A 16622-nucleotide genomic window follows, 5' to 3' on the forward strand; every position below is an offset into this window, starting at 1 on the left:
GTCAGCCCACCTTGGGGGTGGCGCGGCCACCGTGGTGAATGTAGGGCGTGCCGTCGGCGAGTGTGTAGAACACGACGGGGACCCAGAGCTTCATCCCCGACCGCTGCACCACGAAGAGCCCCGGCTCGACCGGGTGCAGCTCGTACTCCTGCTCCGTGTCGGGGGTCACTTCGGCCAGCGGTCCGGTGATCCGGTTGAGCATCACCAGGCCGCCGTCCCGCTCCACGATCTCGACCCGGCTGGAGAGCCGCTCGTACACACCGACGTAGTCGGCGGGGTCCACCGCAACCGGCTCCGTGGCCGGCTGGATGCCGGTGCGCATCGTCATACCGGCCAGCTCCTGGACGATCTCCGAGAACACGTCCCGGTAGAGGCTCATGGTGTCGCCGCCATTGGTGAGCAGGCAGATCGCCAGGTCGGCCTCGGGCAGCACCCGCAGGAACGCGCTCTGCCCGATCGTGCCGCCGTCGTGTCCGTACACCCGCTGTCCGTCCCAGGTGTCGAGGAACCAGCCCAGCCCCCAGGCGTTTCCCAGGATGTACGGGTCAGGTAGCTCGACCTGCGGGGTCTGCATGGCGGTGACACCCTCGGCCGAGAGGACCTTGGTGCCTTCCTCGGTGACGCCGTTGTCGAGGTGCAGCCGGGCGAACTGCAGTACCTCGCGCGGCGTCGAGCAGATCAGTCCGGCCGGTCCGGCCGAACGCATCAGCCCCCACAGCGGGGCCTGCACCGGCGGATCCCCCAGATGTCCGATGGCGGCGCGGAAGCGCAGCGCCTCCTCCGGCAGGGTCACGGTGTGCGTCAGACCGAGCGGACGGAACAGACGGTCCCGCATCAGCTCGTCCCACTGGACGCCGGTGACGACTTCCAGCACCCTGCCGAGCAGCGTGAAGCCCGCGTTGCAGTACGACATCGTGGCGCCGAGCGGGTGGTTGGGAGTGCCGTCGCCCAGCAGCGCGGCGAACTTCTCCAGGCAGTCGTCACCCCGGCCGGTGTCGGTGAAGAGGTCGCCGTCGATGCCACTGGTGTGGTCCAGGAGGTGTCGGAGCGTCACGCCACGGGTCAGCTCCTCGTTCGCGAGCCGCAGTTCGGGAAGTACGGAGACGATGGGCGCATCCAGTTCGAGCAGGCCCTCGTCGACCAGGGCCATGGCCACCGTGGTGGTCCACACCTTGGAGATCGAGCCGATCTGGAACAGGGTGTCGGTGGTCGTCTCGATCCCGGCGTCGGTGTTGGCCAGGCCTACGGCCGCCTCGGCGATCAGTTCGCCGCGGTGCAGGATGCCGAGACTGGCACCGGGGACGGAGTGACGGGCGGCCAGTTCGGTGAGGCGGGCGGTCCAGCGGGCGGACAGGTCGGTGGTGTCGGTCATGTTCGGCTCCAATTCCGTTTCGTTCAGCGGTTCCAGGGTGTTCAGCGGGTTCAGCGGTCGGTGTGCGTCGTGACCCATTCGATCAGCCTGCGGGAGTAGTCCTCCCGGTGCGAGGGCCGGCCGTCCAGGAGGAACAGGTGCGAACCACCGGGGTACACGACCAGCCGGACCGGCACGTCCCGGCTGCGCAGGGCGTGGAACCACTGCTCGGCCTGGCCGACCGGGCAGGTGTCGTCCGTGCCACCGTGCAGGATCAGGGTGGGCGCGCGCACCGCGTCGGCATGGCTGATCGGCGAGAGCGCCGTCAGCCGTTTTGGGTCGCCGATCTCGTGGGCGGCGATCAGGTGTCCTTCTTCGGAGGTGCCGGCCATGCTCTTCAGATCGACCAGGATGCCGCCCGGTACGACGGCGGCGAAGAGGTCGCTGCGGGCGGAGAGCCAGCAGGTCAGATAGCCGCCGTAGCTGTAGCCGGTGAGCGCGATCCGTTCCGGATCGACGAGCCCCTCGGCGACGAGGGTGGCGACCGGTTGCAGGACGTCCTGTTCGTCGGTCTCGCCCCAGGCACCCACGGCGGCCGTGTAGAACGCCTCGCCGTAGCCGTCGCTGCCGCGGACGTTCAGCGTCAGGATCGTCCAGCCCTGCGAGGCCAGCTCCTGGTGGTAGAGGTGGACCGGGTCGGAGTGCGGCGCCCAGGCGTTGTGCGGGCCGCCGTGCACGTCGACCAGCAGCGGCCCACCCGGGGGTGTCTGAGCGGCACGGGTGATCAGGCCGTGCACCACTGTCCCGTCCGAGATGGTGAACTCGCGTTCGGTGACCGGGTGGAGGGCGATCTCGGGCAGTGACCGGGCCATGTGGTCGGTGAGTCGCGCGGGCTGTCGCCCGGCCGAGGGCTCGCCCGGTTCCCCGGACGTCCAGGCGTCCAGGTCGAGCAGAGCGATCTCGGCGAAGCTCGACGCGTCGGAGACCACCACCGCCGCTCGCCCGGCCTTCGTCGCGACCGAACAGCCGCTGACCCCGGTGCCGGCGGGCAGCGGGGAGGCGCTGATCCCGGCCGCGTCCACCCGGTACAGGCGGGTGGCGCCCCGGTCGCGGGCGCAGAACACGATGTCGTCGCCGTGGAACTGAGGCAGCGCGCCCGGGTAGCCCGGGCCGCCGCCCATGACGTTGCGGTCCAGGGCTGCGCTGATGGACACCGGCGCCGATCCGTCCAGGGGCTGGCGCAGCAGTTCCAGGTGGCCGACACCGAACGTGTTCCGGCCGACGACGAGCAGCGCGGACCCGTCGGGGAACCAGCTCACCGGCCCGGCGAGACCGCCGGCCGGGCCGACCCGGCGGGGCTCGGGCGCGTCTTCCCCGACCCCTACGACATGGGCGGCCGAGGTCCCGAGGACAGCCGCGTCGGGGCCGCTCTGCGCCGGGTAGGCGAGCTGTGTGCCGTCGGGCGACCAGGTGGGCGAGCCGACGTGCCGGTCGGCCTCGGTGAGCTGCCTGACCTCGCCCGATTCCGTCCCGACCACGAACAGTTGCGTCCGGACCGACCCGATCAGGCCCACGCCGTCCGCCTTCCAGCCGAGGGCGTCGATGACCACGGGTGCGCTGTCGTCGCGCCGGGTCGCGGGGGCCGAGAACGCGATCCGTGATCCGTCCGGGCTCCAGACCGGTGTGCCCGCCCCCGCCGGGCACCGGGCGGGCGTGGTGAGCGCTACGGCCTCCCCTCCGTCGACGGGCAGCAGATGGAGCTGTCCCCCGCGCAGGAACGCCAGTTGCGTCCCGTCCGGGGACCAGCGCGGCGCGGTGTCCGCGGGACCGTGGGTGAGCCGCCGGGCCGGGCCGCCTGCGCTGCGTACCTCCCAGATGGAGCGCACCACGCGGTCGTTCTCGGCGTCCTGGGTGGTCAGTGTGTAGGCGACGCGTTCGCCGTCGGGGGACAGTGCGGGATCGCCGGGGATCTCGAACCGGTACAAGTCGTCGATCGTCAGTGGTCGGGTCATGACGCCTCCTCGGCGAGGGCAAGGGTGGGTACGCAGGAGATCAGGTTCCGGGTCGTCGGGTGCTCCGGTCGCTCCAGCACCCGTTCGGTGGGGCCGCACTCGACGAGGTGCCCGCCGTCCATCACGGCGACCTGGTCGGACAAGTAGCGGACGACCGCGAGGTTGTGGGAGATGAAGAGCATCGCGAAACCCAGTTCGCGCTGGAGCCGGCGGAGCAGATTGAGCACCGCGCCCTGTACGGACACGTCCAGGGCCGAGGTGATCTCGTCCGCGATCAGCACGGCGGGCCTGGCTGCCAAGGCCCTTGCCAGGGCCACCCGTTGACGCTGGCCGCCCGAGAGCGCGTCCGGGGTGAGTACCGCCCGTGCGGGGTCGATGCCGACGAGCTCCAGGTAGCGGGCCACCTCCGCGTCGCGTGCGGCCCGGCGTTCGCGTGCCGGTGCCTTGCGGGTGGGTGCTTCGCGTGAGACTGCTTCGCGGGGCAGCGCTTCGGCGACCGTTGCGCCGATGGTCATGCGCGGGTCGAGCGAGGCGTACGGATTCTGGAACACCAGCTGCACCGGGCTGCGCCCGCGCCGGCGCCCGGCATCGCTCCCGGCGACCAGTACGCGCCCGGACCGCATCGGGGCCAGCCCGACGACGGCCTTTCCAAGGGTCGATTTACCCGACCCCGATCCGCCCACCAGTCCGGTGACCGTGCCCTCGGGCACCAGCAGGTCGACGTTCTCCACCGCGGTGAAGCGGCCGTAGCGCACGGTGATACCGCGCAGTTCGAGTGAGCTCATGACGTCGCCTCCGCTCCGTGTGAGGTGGCCCGGTCGGGGGCGCCGGTCGTTACCGCGTCCACGGGGTACCAGCAGGCGACCTGTCGGCCCGGCCCGAAGCCGGCCAGCCCGGGGGCGTCGTCGTGGCAGCGTTCCCGGGCACGTTCGCAGCGCGGTGCGAAGGGGCATCCCGCGCCGGCCTCCCCCGGTTCCGGCGGGCGGCCGGGGATGGTCGCCAGCTCGGTGCCGGGATCCGTGGCCATCGTCGGGACCGCCCCCACCAGTGCCCGGGTGTACGGGTGGGCCGCGCCGCCGGCCAGCTGGGCAACCGGGAGGTCCTCGACGATCAGGCCTCCGTACATCACCAGGACCCGTTCGCAGACCTGGGCGACGACGGCGAGGTCGTGCGAGATCAGGAGCAGCGCGGCGCCGGAGTCCTCGCGTACCTCGGCGAGCAGGTCGAGCACCTGTTGCTGGACGGCCACGTCGAGCGCCGTGGTCGGCTCATCGGCGATGATCAGTTTCGACTCCCCCATCAGGCCCATCGCGATGACGGCCCGCTGTCGCATCCCGCCGGAGTACTCGTGCGGCCGCTGCCGGGCGCGCCGCTCCGGTGAGGGGATACGGACTGCACCGAGCCGGTCCACGGCGCGTGCCGTGGCCTGTGCGCGGGTCGCGCCGAGGTGCACCTCGGCCACCTCGGTGAGCTGGCGGCCCACGCGCAGAGCCGGATTGAGCGAGGCCATCGGGTCCTGGAAGACCATGGCCAGTTCGGTGCCCAGGCGCGGGTCCGCCCGCAGATCGTGCCCGTCGAAGCGGAGGGTGCCGGCGCAGACCCGTCCGGGATGCGGGACGAGGTCCGCCAGTGCCAGCGCGGTGAGGCTCTTTCCGGAACCCGATTCGCCGACCAGGCCGACGGCCTCGCCCACGCCCATGCTCAACGAGATCCCGCGTACGGCCTGGCGCCCGCCCGGGAACGTCACCCGAAGATCCCGCGCCCGGACCAATGCCCCGCCGTCACCGTCAGGGGCCGTTTCATCCTGCGGCTTCACCTGCTGCTGCGGCGTCGCCTCCCGGGCCTGCGGCGCACGTCGGCCGCCGGCCTGTGCGAGTACTTCACCGACCAGCCCGAACATCAGCCCCGTGAGGACCACGGCCGCGCCGGGCGCGAGTGCCGCCGCCGGGTTCACATAGATCCGGTTCAACTGCTCGTTGAGCAGCCGCCCCCAGTCGTACTCCGGCGGCTGTACGCCCAGTCCGAGGAACGAGAGGCCGGAGAAGGCGACCAGGATGCCCCCTGCCGCCTGGGTGGCGAACAGCACCGACGGCTCGGCGATGTTGGGGAGCAGATGACGTACCACCAGCTTGAACCGGCCCACGCCGAGGATCCGTGCCGCAGCGACATGGTCCGAGCCCGCGATCGAAGCCGTCAGGTTCTGCACCAGCCGTGCCATGGGCGGGACCATGGCCAGCCCCACGGCGAACACCGCGCCGGTGCTGCCCACCCCGAAGATCGTGGCGAGGAAGAGCAGGAACAGCAGCCCGGGAAAGGCGACCAGTACACCCACGGTGGCGGTGATCAGCCGGCCGAGGCGTCGGCCCACGACCGCCGGTGCCACACCGAGCAGCAGCCCGCCACCGACCCCGATCACGGCTGCCAGCAGGGTGAGTCGCAGGGTCAGCCGGGTCGCCACCACCACGCGGGCGGCGATGTCGCGGCCGAGCTGGTCGGTGCCCAGGAGATGGGCGGCACTGCTGCCCTGGTTGATCGCGTCCGTGTCGATCCGCGCGGCCTGATCACCGAGCAGGACGGGCCCGAACACGGCGACCAGCGCCACCAGCAGACAGGCGGTGAGAGCGGTGACACCGATCGGCGTCCTGAGCGTGCGCCCCAGCCGGTGCCGCAGCGACGTGTCTTGGTCCTGATGAGGCATCGTCAACTCCCGCGGACGGTGGACTGGGGGTCGGCGACGGCCACGGCCACGTCGACGGCGAAGGTGATCAGCAGTGCGGCCGCCCCGTAGACCAGCACGACGCCCTGGACCAGCGGATAGTCCTTCTCGGTGATCGCCTGGACGATCGTGGTGCCGAGGCCGGGCCAGGCGAAGACGTTCTCGACCAGTACGGTGCCGGCGAGCAGCGAACTGAACAGCAGGCCGCCCAGGGTGAGCGAGGAGGTCAGCAGATTGGGCAGCGCGTGCCGCAGATAGCGCAGCCGGGCCGGGAGCCGCTTCGCCCGCGCCGTACGCATGTAGTCCTCGCCGAGCACCCGCAGGGTCTCCACCCTGACGATGCGCGACAGCGTGGCCGCCGGGACGACGGTCAGTGCCAGCACCGGCAGTACGTAGGAGTCCATGCCGCCCCGCGAAGCCACCGGGAAGACCGGCCAGGCTACGGCCAACGCCGCGATCAGGCCGACCGCCAGCAGGAATTCGGGCACCGCGCCCAGGAAGCCGGTGAGGCCGGTGAAGGCGAGCTCGCCGCGCCGTCTGCGGCCGTCCTTGGTCAGTACGGCGGCGGTCATCCCGACCGGGATGGCGAGCAGCAGGATCAGTACGAACGCGGGGACGGCGATCTGCAGGGTCGCCGGGAGCCTGCTGGAGATGATCTCGGAGACGGGCATCTGTGCGCCGATCGAGTCACCGAGCCGGCCCTGGAAGAGATGGCCCACGAAGTCGCCGTACTGCTTCAGCAGCGACTGGTCCAGGCCGAGCGAGTGTCTGCGGGCGGCGATCAGCGCCGGGTCGGCGGTGCTGCCGAGGGCCGTCCGCACCGGGTCGCCGGGGATCAGATGGATCATCGCGAAGGCGGCCGTGACCAGCGCGGCCAGCGACACCACCAGCCGCCAGGTGCGGCGCAGGGCGAAGCCGACCCAGGGGCTGCGAGCCGTCGTACCCGGGGAGTTCAGGGTGATCGTCGCCATCAGCCGGCGCTCCGCCGCAGAGTGCTGGGGATGATGCCGGCGCCGTCCACCTTGAAGGTGATGCCCTTTCCGTAGTACCGCAGCGGCCTGCTGACGATGGGCGCGATGTCGACGTCCTTGACCAGGGCGGCATCGGCCGCTTCCCACAGGGCACAGCCCGAGGCGCCGATTCTGGCCGAGGCCTGCGCGGCGAGGCGGTGGTAGTCGGCGTTGGTGATGGAGCCGAAGTTGTTGCCCTTGGGCGGTGGCGGTCCGTCGTAGAACTGGGTCAGCTGGTCCGGGAGCGTGACTCCGATGGGTGCCCAGGCGACGTCCCAGTCGCCGCCGCTGAGGGTACTGAGGATGCTGGAGGAACCCGTGGGCTTCGCCGACGCCTTCACGCCGAAGGACGTCCACTGCTGGACGGCCAGTTCGACCGCCGAGGCGACCTGTGCGCCCTGATTGGTCGGATAACTGAGCCCGACGGTGAGGGGCTTGCCGTCCTTGGTCCAGGTGCCGCCGGTCTTCGCCCAGCCGGCGGCGGTGAGCGCGGCGGCGGCCTGTGCGGGGTCATGGCCGGGGAGGTTCCCGGTCACCGTGTCGCCGGTACAGGGAGTGGGGGCGGTCTCGCCGATCGCGGTGGCGGGTCTGCCCTTGCCGCCGGTGGCCACGTTTCCGAGCTGCTTCAGATCCAGTACGGAGACCAAGGCCTTGCGCACCGCCGGGTCGGCGCCCGGACGGCCGACGGCCTGGTTGAACAGGAACTGCCCGAACAGCGCCTCGATGCTCTCGTTCTTCACCCCGGCCGCGTCCAGCCGTTCCTGGTCGGCACCGCTGATCAAGGCCCCGCTTATCTGTCCGGCCATCAGGAGATTGGCCGCGGTCGACTCGTTGGCGACCACCTTGAACACCAGCTTGCCGGGGAGGCCCGCGCCGGTGGATCCGCGGGGCCCCCAGACGTATCCGTCCCGCTTGACATACGTGTAGTGGTCGCCCGGAACCGCTTCGGTCAACCGGTACGGTCCGCTCGCGTTGGTGGCCTTGGCCAGCGCATCGGGCGCCGCCAGGCTCTTCTTGCAGAGCAGCGGCAGCAGCCGGGCCATCTGTACGATGAACGGCGCCGGTTTCGTCGTGGTCACGGTGACGGTCCGGCTCGCCCTGTCGGCCTTCGCGACAGCGGTGACGGGGACGGACAGCCCGAGCATCGGAGACTGGTTCTTCGGATCGGCGATGTGGTTGTACTCGGCGGCCACGTCGTCCGCGGTGAGCGGCGATCCGTCCTCGCAGGTCACCCAGGAGCGGATGGTGAACTGCGCGGTGGTGGACGTGGCGGACCATTTCTCGGCCACCCCTGGAACCAGCGAACCGTCGGCTGCGAAATGCACGAGCGTGTCGTACGCGAAGGAGTTCATCGAAATTGCCGTGCTGGCCAGCGCTGTGGTGGGGCTGAGTGTGCCCGGGTCGGCGGCGACGGCAAGCACCACCGTCGACCCATCACCGCCGTCGGCGGACGAGCCGCCGCCGCAGGCGGCCGCGGCGGCGACCAGGCCGAGCACCGTGGCCACCGCGGCCACCGACCGGGTCCCGCGCGTGGTTCTGCTTCTCGTCTCCGTGCCTGCGGTGCTGGCCATGGTCACCTCCGAGGGAGCGGCACGCCGCCGCCGAGTGAGGGAACATTAGGCAGCCGCACACCGGCCCCGAGTGGTCGCGAAGCACGAAAAACCGACTCGCCGACGGTGCGCCACGACGAAGACGAACGCGAGAGCGCGAGGGCCTGAACAGTCCGGTCGGGCGGGGAGAAATCCGATCGCGCCGGAATCGGATCCCTGGCAGCCTCTGGCACATGGCCCCCCAGCACCAGGTACGAGCCCACTACGATGCCCGGACGATCGTGGTCTACCAGGCGTACTCACCGGCAGTCGCTGATCCGTCCCTGCGGGCGAAACGGTTTGTGCCACCGTTCTCGTTCAACCGGATGACCTGGATCAAACCGTCTTTCCTGTGGCTCATGCACCGTAGTAACTGGGCACAGAAGTCGGGACAGGAACGCATCCTCGCGGTACGGATCACCCGTGCCGGATGGGAGGAGGCCCTCTCCCGGGCCGTGCTGACGACGGCCGACCCGGCGGCCGTCGCCCGGGCCCCCGTACACGTCCAGTGGGATCCCGAACGCTCGCTGCGGGGAGCCGCGCTCAATCACTACAGCATCCAGGTCGGGGTCGGACGCGGACTGATCCGCGCCTTCGCGGAGGACTGGGTCGTCGACCTGACCGACGTCACTCCACAGGCCCGCAAGATCGCGGCACTCAAGCAGAGCGGCCGGACCGCGCAGGCCCAGCGGCTGCTTCCGCCCGAGCGGATCTACCCGATGCCTCCGGCCATCGCGAGGAATGTCCTCATCGACGCGTGAGCGCCGCCCCGTACCGGCCTCGGCTCATGCGCCCGGCCGCTGAGTTGTTCAGTCGGCACAGCTCTGGAACCAGTGGGTGTCGAAGTAGCGGGCTGCCGAATGCGGGACTGTCGGGTCGGTGAGCAGGCGGTAGACGTACTCGGTGGTGGAGCCGTCGAAGCGGCTCCACTCCGCCAGTAGAGCACGGCGGCATCGGCATCGGAGTACATCTCGGCAGTATGCCGCCACGACATCGTCTGCCTTCGCGGGCCTCCATGGACCGTCCGTTCCGTCGACCGCGAGGGCAGCCACGGTGTCTTCCGGTGGCGGCGCGAAGAACAGTGGGCACAGGCAGCGCGACGGGCCCGGGGCCGCCAAGTGCACCACAGCGGGTTCCTGTTGACCGACGGTCCGTGACTGCGATCCCCTCGGATGCACCTCCGGCAGGAGGTCCATCCCCGCCCGGGGCGTCGCCGGTGATCAATACGTCAGGCAGGCGCGGGTGGCATATGTGAGGATCTGGCCATGAGTACATCTTCGCAGTCTCCGGCCGACAGGCTTCAGACGGACCGGCCGCATTCGGCACGCGTGTGGAACTATCTCCTGGGCGGCAAGGACAACTACTCCGTCGACCACCAAATGGGCGACATGATCCTCAAAGCGTTCCCGGACTTCGCCGCCATCGCCCGCCTCCAGCGGGCCTTCCTCGCCCGCGCCGTGCGCTTCCTGACCGCAGAGGCGGGCATCCGTCAATTCCTCGACATAGGCACGGGCCTACCGACAGCCGACAACACGCACGAGGTGGCCCAGCGGGTGGCCCCGGATTCCCGCATTGTGTACGTCGACAACGACCCACTCGTCCTGACCCATGCCCGCGCCCTGCTCACCAGCACCCCCGAGGGCGCGTGCGCATACATCGACGCCGACGTCAGGGACGCCGACGCGATTCTCGCCGAGGCCGCGAAGACGCTGGACTTCAGCCGGCCCGTCGGGCTGACCATGCTGGGGATCATGGGGCAGCTCCCCGATGAGGACGACCCGTGGGCGCTGGTCGACCGGCTGGTGGCCGCGCTCCCCTCAGGAAGCTATCTGGCCCTCAGCGACGGCACGAACACGAGTGACTCGCTGAACCAGGCCGTCGCCTCCTACAACGCGAACTCGGCAAGCTCTTACCATCTGCGCAGCCCTGAACGGATCGCCGACTTCTTCCACGGCCTGGACCTGGTGGAACCGGGCGTCGTGCGGACATCGGCCTGGCGCCCCGATCCCGACCAGAGCCCGGCGGAAACCCTGCAAGGTCATGCGGTGAGCGGCGTCGGGCTCAAGGCCTGAGACACCGGGGTCCCCCCGAGCCGAGGCCGCACGGTCCGCGACCTCGGCTCGGAGGACCAGGGGATGGAACAGGGATCGGAGTGCGCCGACGCCGTCCGACGGCACAACAGGCCCCCGCTCGCGTCGAGTTCTACCGGCGCTCGAGCGCGCCCCGTACGAAGGCCGCCTGGCCTGCGTGCTGCAGGTCGTCCGAGATGACGCTGATCAGACGGACCCCGAGGGTGACCGGCGGCGACCATGCCTCGTCGACGATGCGGTTCAGAGCCCTGCCGTCGAGCCCACTGATGAATCCGAGAGTCTGTTCATGGACGTCGTCGTAGTAGCCGAGCAGCAGTTCGGGCGAGCCCACCTGCACAGCCGCGACGTCTGCGCTGCTGTGTCCGTACCCGGTGGCGTCCTTCGCGAAGGGCAGATCGAAACGGGAGGCCCAGTCCCGGGTGAACCAGACCTGCTCGATACCTGCCGCATCCGAGATGTGGTCGTCCTGGATCCGGGTGAGGTGCCACACGAGCCACGCGATCGTGTTCGCTCCGTCGTCGAGGCGAGCGTGGAGGTCGGCGCGTGAAAGGCCCTCGACCACCGAGTGCACCGTCTCCTGGACGCGGGTGAACGCGTCCGTCAAAAGGTCAGCACTGTTCATGCCATCACCCTCTCCGCTCTCGCGCTCGTCCCCTGCCACCGACACGCGCCGCACACGACTCGGCCGCCGGTCACCGCCCCTGACGCACAGGGGCAATTCAGCATTCCGCGTAGGGTGGAGACATGCTTTGACACCTGCCCGGAATCCGGGCACCCCCGTGGCCTCCTTCGTACCTGGGCGAACCCGATTCCGACGAAGGAGAAGAACCAACATGACCACGCCGAACCCCATCGACGTCCCCGACGCGTTCGCCGCGTCGTACGGCCGGAACGGCGGCGCGTCCGGCCGTGCCTGGATCACCGCGCTGCCGGGACTGGCCGCGGAGTTCCTGGGCCGTTGGACACTGCGGCCGGACGGCCTTGCAGCACATGGCATGGCCTCACTCGTACTGCCCGTGACCCGCGCGGACGGTACACCCGCGGTGCTGAAGCTCCAGCAGGTCACCGAGGACAACATCGGGGCGGCGCCCGGCCTGCGGGCGTGGAACGGCAATGGAGTCGTGCGCCTGCTCGACCACGACCCGGACACCGGCACCATGCTGCTGGAACGACTGGACGCGGCCCGGCCGCTGTCGTCGGTGGCCGACGACACCGCAGCCGTGCAGATCCTCGCCGAGCTGATGGCCCGCCTGGTCGCGGTGCCCGCGCCGCGGGGTCTTCGACACCTGGCCGACATCGCCACGGCCATGCTCGATGAGGCGCCACGCGCCGTGCCGAGGCTACGTGACCCTGCCGAGCAACAGCTGGTACGCACCTGCGCGGCAGCGGTGGCCGAACTGACCGGCGAACCCGGCGACCGCCTGCTGCACTGGGACCTGCACTACGACAACATCCTCGCCGGGCAGCGGGAACCCTGGCTGGCCATCGATCCCGAACCCCTGGCCGGCGACCCCGGTTTCGAGCTGCTGCCGGCGATGGACAACCGGTGGGCGGAGGTAATGGCGACCGGCGACGTGTCACGCGCGGTGCTCCGCCGCTTCGACCTGCTGACCGAGGTACTCGGCCTGGACCGGCAGCGGGCGACGGGCTGGACACTCGGTCGCGTCCTGCAGAACGCGTTGTGGGACATCGACGACGGCAGGACCGCACTGGAGCCGGCCCAGGTCGCCATCGCCACTGCCCTGCTGGGCCGATAGGCGCAGGAGTGCTGCCCAGAAGGCCAGATGCGGGTTCAGACCGGCGGGTCCGCAGGCGCTGCGGCCGGAGCCGTTCTGAGGTGGTCGGCGCCCGAGTGCACCGCCCACACGAAGACGCCAAGGGACACGATCGCGACCACCACGGAATCGTACGGTGCCGGCAGGTGGCCGGAACCGCCGAAGGTGCCGAGCCATGACAGCAGCGTCAGCGCGGCCAGATGACAGACCAGCCAGGCGCCGTGGAGCAACTCGACGCGCGGCGAAGGCCCCTCGGTACCACGCTGCTGCAACAGGAACAGCGGGACGCCGAGCAGGACGAGTGGCAGTGCGAGCCGCAGATCGTGCCACCCCGACCAGAAGACGAACTCGCCGGCCACGATGAAACTGACCGGCGCGATCCAGCGCACCCCCGGCACCTCGCCCTCCGTCCGCGGCACTCCGCTCTCCCGCTCGTGTGCCCGGAACGCCGCGACGGCGACCGCCGAGGCCGCGTAGATGAGCAGATACATGTCGCCCATCACGCTCACGATGTCCTGCCAGCCGCCGAACGGCAGCATGAAGACGATGATGACGGCAAGGTTGAGCACCAGCGCCCGGTGCGCCATGCCGGACCGGGCATCGATCCGCATGAAGAAGCGGGGCAGCAGGCCGTTCTTGGCGAGCGCGTACGTGTGCCGGGCATCGATCGCCACCCCCACGTAGGCCGAACCGCCGGGAGAGATCACCGCGTCGGCGTAGAGCAGGGTGGCGAGCCAGTGCAGGTTGAGCACCAGGGCGAGCTGCCCGAACGGCGACTCGAAGTCGACTCCCTGCCAGCCGTTGCCCAGCAGGGACTCGGGCACCGTGAACAGGAACGCCAGTTGGAGCCCCAGGTAGACCAGCACGGCAAGGCCGATACCGGTGAGCACAGCGGCCGGCACGTTACGGCGTGGATTGCGGGCCTCTCCCGAGAAGTCGAGCGGAGCCTGGAACCCGTTGACGGAGTAGACGATGCCGCCACCGGCGAGAGCAGTGAGGCATGCCGCGTAGCCGTACGGTGCGAAGCCACCGTGGTCGGTGAGGCGCCCGGAGTGCGTGCCCGAGAGGAACAGCGCAATGACCGTGACGACGGGGACGACGACCTTGAACACCGACACCAGGTTGTTCAGCCGGGCGAACATTCGCACGGCGAACCAGTTGAGCACGGTCAGCACGACGCTCAGCGCGACAGCCACACCGAGGCCCGTGGCGCTGAGGTTGCCGCCGTCGTACAAGCCCGGCAGATAGTGCGCGGCGTACTGCATGATGGCGCTGATCTCCGCCGCCGTACCGCCGACGGAGAGCAGGACGGACCAGCCGATCACCGTACCGACCAGTCGCCCGCTCGCGTACAGCGGCCAGCGCACGGTGCCTCCGCCCTCCGGACGGGTGGCCCCGAGTTCCACCATGACCAGAGCGACCAAGCCGCAGAGCGCACCGGCCGCGATCCAGGACAGCAGGGCGGCGGGCCCGGCGGTCTGGGCGGCGTACATGGCCGCGAACAGCCACCCGGATCCCAGGATGTTGGAGAACCCGATCGCGGTCAGGCCCCAGAATCCGAGATCCTTGCGGAGTCGGCGCTCCTCGACCAGCACCGCAGGGGCGGCGAGCGACTCCGTCGGCTCGTTCTGAGGCACGTGGCACGTCTCCTCGCACGGTCGGGGACATACGAGAGCCCAGCGTGCCACGCGTGATGGCAGGAACTGCCGAAGGATTGCCGTTCGAGGGGCCGATACGGGTGAACGCTGCGTCAGCAGTCGGACCGTCATGACAGAGTGCCGGGCACACGCCTGCCGGTAGTGAGGCCGTCAGGTGGTCAGCTCCGCGATACGGGCCAGTCGGCGCAAGGAGTCCGTCAGAGCCGCACGGTCGTAGGTACTGGTGGTGACCAGCACCTCGTCCGCACGGGTCTCCTTGATGGCCGTTTCGAGCGCCGTGACCACTTGGTCCTCCGTGCCCTGGACGTGGCCGCGCAGTCCGCTCTCGTAGAAGCCGCGCTCCTTCTCCGTCATGGTCAGTGCCTCGACCCGCTCGGCGGGGGCGAGCGGCGGGAACACGCCATGGGTCCGGGAGTACGCCATGGACCACGCTTCCGGTATCAGGAGGCGCCGGGCCTCGTCCGTGGTTCCGGCGAGCGCGATCGTGCCCGACACGACCACGTACGGCTCCGCGGCCCAGGACGAGGGGCGGAATTCCTGGCGGTAGCGCTCGACGGCCCGTAGCAGCTTCTCCCGGCCGCGGAGATCTCCGACGACCAGCGGCAGCCCTGCCGCCGCAGCGATACCGGCACCCTCGCCGGTGGCCAGCACGAACGGGGGTATGCGCAGGCCCTCGGCGGGTCGGGCATGAACCTGCGGGTGGGCTCGCTGCGTGCCGTCCAGCCAGCCGAGCAGTTCGGTGAGCTGCCCTGCGAAGTCCTGCGCGTGCGACTTGTCCCGGCCGAGTGCCCTGCGGATGCCGTCGGTGAAGCCCACCGAGCGCCCGATCCCCATGTCTATCCGGCCGGGGAAGAGTGACTCCAGCACCCCGAACTGTTCGGCCACCACGAGCGGTTGATGATTGGGGAGCATCACGCCGCCCGTACCGACCCGAATGGTGGCTGTCGCCGCCGCGACGGCCGCGGCCAGCACGGTCGGCGCCGAACCGGCGACGCCCGGCACGCTGTGATGCTCGGACACCCAGAACCTGTGATAGCCGAGCGCCTCGGCCTCCTGGGCGAGGCGCACGGTGTCGCGCAGCGCCTCGGGGCCGTAGTGCCCCTCACGGGTACGGGAACGGTCGAGCACGGAGAACCGGGTGGATGCGATCACAGAGCTCACACCCTTGTTCAACGTCCGGGCCACGCCAGGATTCCCCCGGCCTGCCACGGAGTCGACGTGCGCAGCCCCTGAGCAGTAGCGCTCAGGGGCTGCGCGACGGTTGTGCGCCCACGGCATCGGGGTGGAGCAGCCCTGGCATTCGGCCGCCACCCGGCGGCGACTACTCCATGGGATAGATGTCACCGCTCGCCATGCCGCTGACCTGATCGCTCTCCGCTTCGAGCCTGCGGGCCTTCTCGTTCAGGCGTTGGCGTTCCTTGGGGTCGGTGGTGCGCTCGGCTGCGTCCTTGAGATCCTTCGCCTTGGCGCGCATCTGCCTCACGCGACCGCGATATTCTTCTGATTCGCTCATGATCACTCCTTGGATCTGCGGGCGGCGCGGGCCCCATCACGGATCAGGCTTTGCCGGGGCAGCACACTCCAGGCAGTTACCCACTGTTACGCCCGACGCGGCAGAGGGTCATCCGCCGGCCCGGCGTCCCGGGCGGCGACGCCGCTCGGACGCGGTTTCCCACCTCCAGAGTAGGCAGGATGCGCCTGACGTGGGCCTTCACCGTGCTCTCGCTCGTCCGTAGCCGCCCACCCGGGCCCCGGCCGGCCCGTCAGCCGCGGGACCGGCGCCAAGGACAGCGGGATGCGCCGGCGCCTGCCCAGTGGGTGCCCGCGCTCAGGAAGCCGAGTCCGATCGCCAGCATCCAGGAGTCCTTGGCCAGCGGGGTGCCGTTCTGGGTGGGCCGCAGGCTGCCGGGCTCCCGCATCCCGGGGACCCGCAGGTACAGGCCGAGCAGGCCGCTGGAGAACCCTGTCAGCACCAGTCCGGCCAGTCGGGTCGGCACGAAGGGGCAGAGGAGTGTTCCGCCGACGGTCATCTCCGACAGACCGAGCAGCCGGGTGAATCGCTTGGCCTCGATCTTTTTGAGGAACGGGTAGGCGATACAGGCCATGCCGTGCACGCCCTGGGCCATCTCTGCGTCCGCTTTCAGCTTGCCCAGGCCGGAGTTCAGGATGAACGCACCGGTGGCAAGGCGAGGGGGCACATCGCGCGGTTCGAGTGTGGTCATCATGGGAGCCTCCGTCGATCCGGTACTCGGCCCTTCGTCGAGCTTAGCCAGAAGGTGCCGGGGACGCTTCACGTGGAGTCCCGACCGGCCGGGTACGGTGCCCGATTCAACTATGAGGTCGGGCTGACAGCCGCTGCCGACGCGTTACCCGTCACCGTGACCTGCTGTCCCTGGCTCGTCGTCTGCGAGGCGGTGCTCA

At 70.1% G+C, this 16622-nt stretch carries 15 protein-coding genes; 3 read left to right on the top strand and 12 right to left on the bottom strand.

Translation table 11 applies throughout. From position 1 onward, the window contains the following. Position 1 precedes the first annotated feature (1 nt). Genes NRF20_RS04740 through NRF20_RS04765 form a run of 6 tightly spaced genes read right to left on the bottom strand, consistent with a single transcriptional unit; the run spans position 2 to position 8660 of the window. A complete protein-coding gene (locus tag NRF20_RS04740; protein WP_398631562.1) occupies positions 2–1450 on the bottom strand; it encodes a serine hydrolase domain-containing protein in 1449 nt (482 codons plus the stop codon). Further along, entirely contained in the window at positions 1423–3363 is a 1941-nt protein-coding gene (locus NRF20_RS04745) for a prolyl oligopeptidase family serine peptidase (protein WP_413752059.1), read from the bottom strand. The genes NRF20_RS04740 and NRF20_RS04745 overlap by 28 nt, the downstream gene beginning before the upstream one ends. After that, on the bottom strand, positions 3360–4148 hold the full coding sequence (locus tag NRF20_RS04750; protein ID WP_398631560.1) for an ABC transporter ATP-binding protein: 789 nt from the start codon (positions 4146–4148) through the stop codon (positions 3360–3362). Before NRF20_RS04750 ends, NRF20_RS04745 begins: the two co-directional genes overlap by 4 nt. Then, positions 4145–6061, bottom strand: coding sequence for a dipeptide/oligopeptide/nickel ABC transporter permease/ATP-binding protein (locus tag NRF20_RS04755; protein ID WP_413752060.1), 1917 nt, complete (start codon positions 6059–6061; stop codon positions 4145–4147). Before NRF20_RS04755 ends, NRF20_RS04750 begins: the two co-directional genes overlap by 4 nt. A gap of 2 nt (positions 6062–6063) precedes the next feature. Further along, complete coding sequence (locus tag NRF20_RS04760; RefSeq protein ID WP_398631558.1) at positions 6064–7050, bottom strand: ABC transporter permease; 987 nt, start codon at positions 7048–7050, stop codon at positions 6064–6066. Continuing rightward, the gene (locus NRF20_RS04765; RefSeq protein ID WP_413752061.1) at positions 7050–8660 is read right to left on the bottom strand and encodes an ABC transporter substrate-binding protein; all 1611 of its coding nucleotides are present in this window, start codon (positions 8658–8660) and stop codon (positions 7050–7052) included. The genes NRF20_RS04760 and NRF20_RS04765 overlap by 1 nt, the downstream gene beginning before the upstream one ends. A gap of 212 nt (positions 8661–8872) precedes the next feature. Here NRF20_RS04765 and NRF20_RS04770 point away from each other — a divergent pair, with 212 nt between their 5' ends. Continuing rightward, on the top strand, positions 8873–9439 hold the full coding sequence (locus tag NRF20_RS04770) for a DUF4291 domain-containing protein (protein WP_398631556.1): 567 nt from the start codon (positions 8873–8875) through the stop codon (positions 9437–9439). A 48-nt stretch (positions 9440–9487) separates the two neighbouring features. Here NRF20_RS04770 and NRF20_RS04775 read toward each other — a convergent pair whose 3' ends face one another. Then, complete coding sequence (locus NRF20_RS04775; RefSeq protein WP_398631555.1) at positions 9488–9730, bottom strand: hypothetical protein; 243 nt, start codon at positions 9728–9730, stop codon at positions 9488–9490. 213 nt (positions 9731–9943) lie between these two features. On the opposite strand from NRF20_RS04775, the gene NRF20_RS04780 reads away from it, so the two are divergent. Further along, entirely contained in the window at positions 9944–10750 is an 807-nt protein-coding gene (locus tag NRF20_RS04780; protein WP_398631554.1) for an SAM-dependent methyltransferase, read from the top strand. Positions 10751–10880: 130 nt separating this feature from the next. Here the strand turns inward: NRF20_RS04780 and NRF20_RS04785 are convergent, their stop codons facing one another. Beyond that, on the bottom strand, positions 10881–11390 hold the full coding sequence (locus tag NRF20_RS04785; RefSeq protein WP_398631553.1) for a mycothiol transferase: 510 nt from the start codon (positions 11388–11390) through the stop codon (positions 10881–10883). Positions 11391–11601: 211 nt separating this feature from the next. Here NRF20_RS04785 and NRF20_RS04790 point away from each other — a divergent pair, with 211 nt between their 5' ends. Beyond that, entirely contained in the window at positions 11602–12525 is a 924-nt protein-coding gene (locus tag NRF20_RS04790; RefSeq protein WP_398631552.1) for an aminoglycoside phosphotransferase family protein, read from the top strand. A gap of 35 nt (positions 12526–12560) precedes the next feature. On the opposite strand, the gene NRF20_RS04795 is transcribed toward NRF20_RS04790, so the two are convergent. The 4 genes from NRF20_RS04795 to NRF20_RS04810 form a co-directional block, all read right to left on the bottom strand. Continuing rightward, positions 12561–14180, bottom strand: coding sequence for an APC family permease (locus tag NRF20_RS04795; protein WP_398631551.1), 1620 nt, complete (start codon positions 14178–14180; stop codon positions 12561–12563). Positions 14181–14351: 171 nt separating this feature from the next. Next, positions 14352–15362 (bottom strand): MsnO8 family LLM class oxidoreductase, encoded by a 1011-nt coding sequence (locus NRF20_RS04800; protein WP_413752062.1) that lies wholly within the window; start codon positions 15360–15362, stop codon positions 14352–14354. Positions 15363–15522: 160 nt separating this feature from the next. Then, the gene (locus NRF20_RS04805) at positions 15523–15714 is read right to left on the bottom strand and encodes a DUF6381 family protein (RefSeq protein ID WP_398631549.1); all 192 of its coding nucleotides are present in this window, start codon (positions 15712–15714) and stop codon (positions 15523–15525) included. Between the two features lie 250 nt (positions 15715–15964). Next, positions 15965–16426, bottom strand: coding sequence for a hypothetical protein (locus NRF20_RS04810; RefSeq protein WP_398631548.1), 462 nt, complete (start codon positions 16424–16426; stop codon positions 15965–15967). Positions 16427–16622 lie beyond the last annotated feature (196 nt).

The sequence above is a fragment of the Streptomyces sp. R-74717 genome (genome assembly GCF_047305335.1).
GTDB classification, from domain to species: Bacteria; Actinomycetota; Actinomycetes; order Streptomycetales; family Streptomycetaceae; genus Streptomyces; species Streptomyces atratus.

Excerpts from the sequence above, each read along its gene's own strand:
- NRF20_RS04740 (WP_398631562.1), bottom strand. The coding sequence starts at position 1,450 with ATGGGTCACGACGCACACCGACCGCTGAACCCGCTGAACACCCTGGAA.
- NRF20_RS04745 (WP_413752059.1), bottom strand. The coding sequence starts at position 3,363 with ATGACCCGACCACTGACGATCGACGACTTGTACCGGTTCGAGATCCCC.
- NRF20_RS04750 (WP_398631560.1), bottom strand. The coding sequence starts at position 4,148 with ATGAGCTCACTCGAACTGCGCGGTATCACCGTGCGCTACGGCCGCTTC.
- NRF20_RS04755 (WP_413752060.1), bottom strand. The coding sequence starts at position 6,061 with ATGCCTCATCAGGACCAAGACACGTCGCTGCGGCACCGGCTGGGGCGC.
- NRF20_RS04760 (WP_398631558.1), bottom strand. The coding sequence starts at position 7,050 with ATGGCGACGATCACCCTGAACTCCCCGGGTACGACGGCTCGCAGCCCC.
- NRF20_RS04765 (WP_413752061.1), bottom strand. The coding sequence starts at position 8,660 with ATGGCCAGCACCGCAGGCACGGAGACGAGAAGCAGAACCACGCGCGGG.
- NRF20_RS04770 (WP_398631556.1), top strand. The coding sequence starts at position 8,873 with ATGGCCCCCCAGCACCAGGTACGAGCCCACTACGATGCCCGGACGATC.
- NRF20_RS04780 (WP_398631554.1), top strand. The coding sequence starts at position 9,944 with ATGAGTACATCTTCGCAGTCTCCGGCCGACAGGCTTCAGACGGACCGG.
- NRF20_RS04785 (WP_398631553.1), bottom strand. The coding sequence starts at position 11,390 with ATGAACAGTGCTGACCTTTTGACGGACGCGTTCACCCGCGTCCAGGAG.
- NRF20_RS04790 (WP_398631552.1), top strand. The coding sequence starts at position 11,602 with ATGACCACGCCGAACCCCATCGACGTCCCCGACGCGTTCGCCGCGTCG.
- NRF20_RS04805 (WP_398631549.1), bottom strand. The coding sequence starts at position 15,714 with ATGAGCGAATCAGAAGAATATCGCGGTCGCGTGAGGCAGATGCGCGCC.
- NRF20_RS04810 (WP_398631548.1), bottom strand. The coding sequence starts at position 16,426 with ATGATGACCACACTCGAACCGCGCGATGTGCCCCCTCGCCTTGCCACC.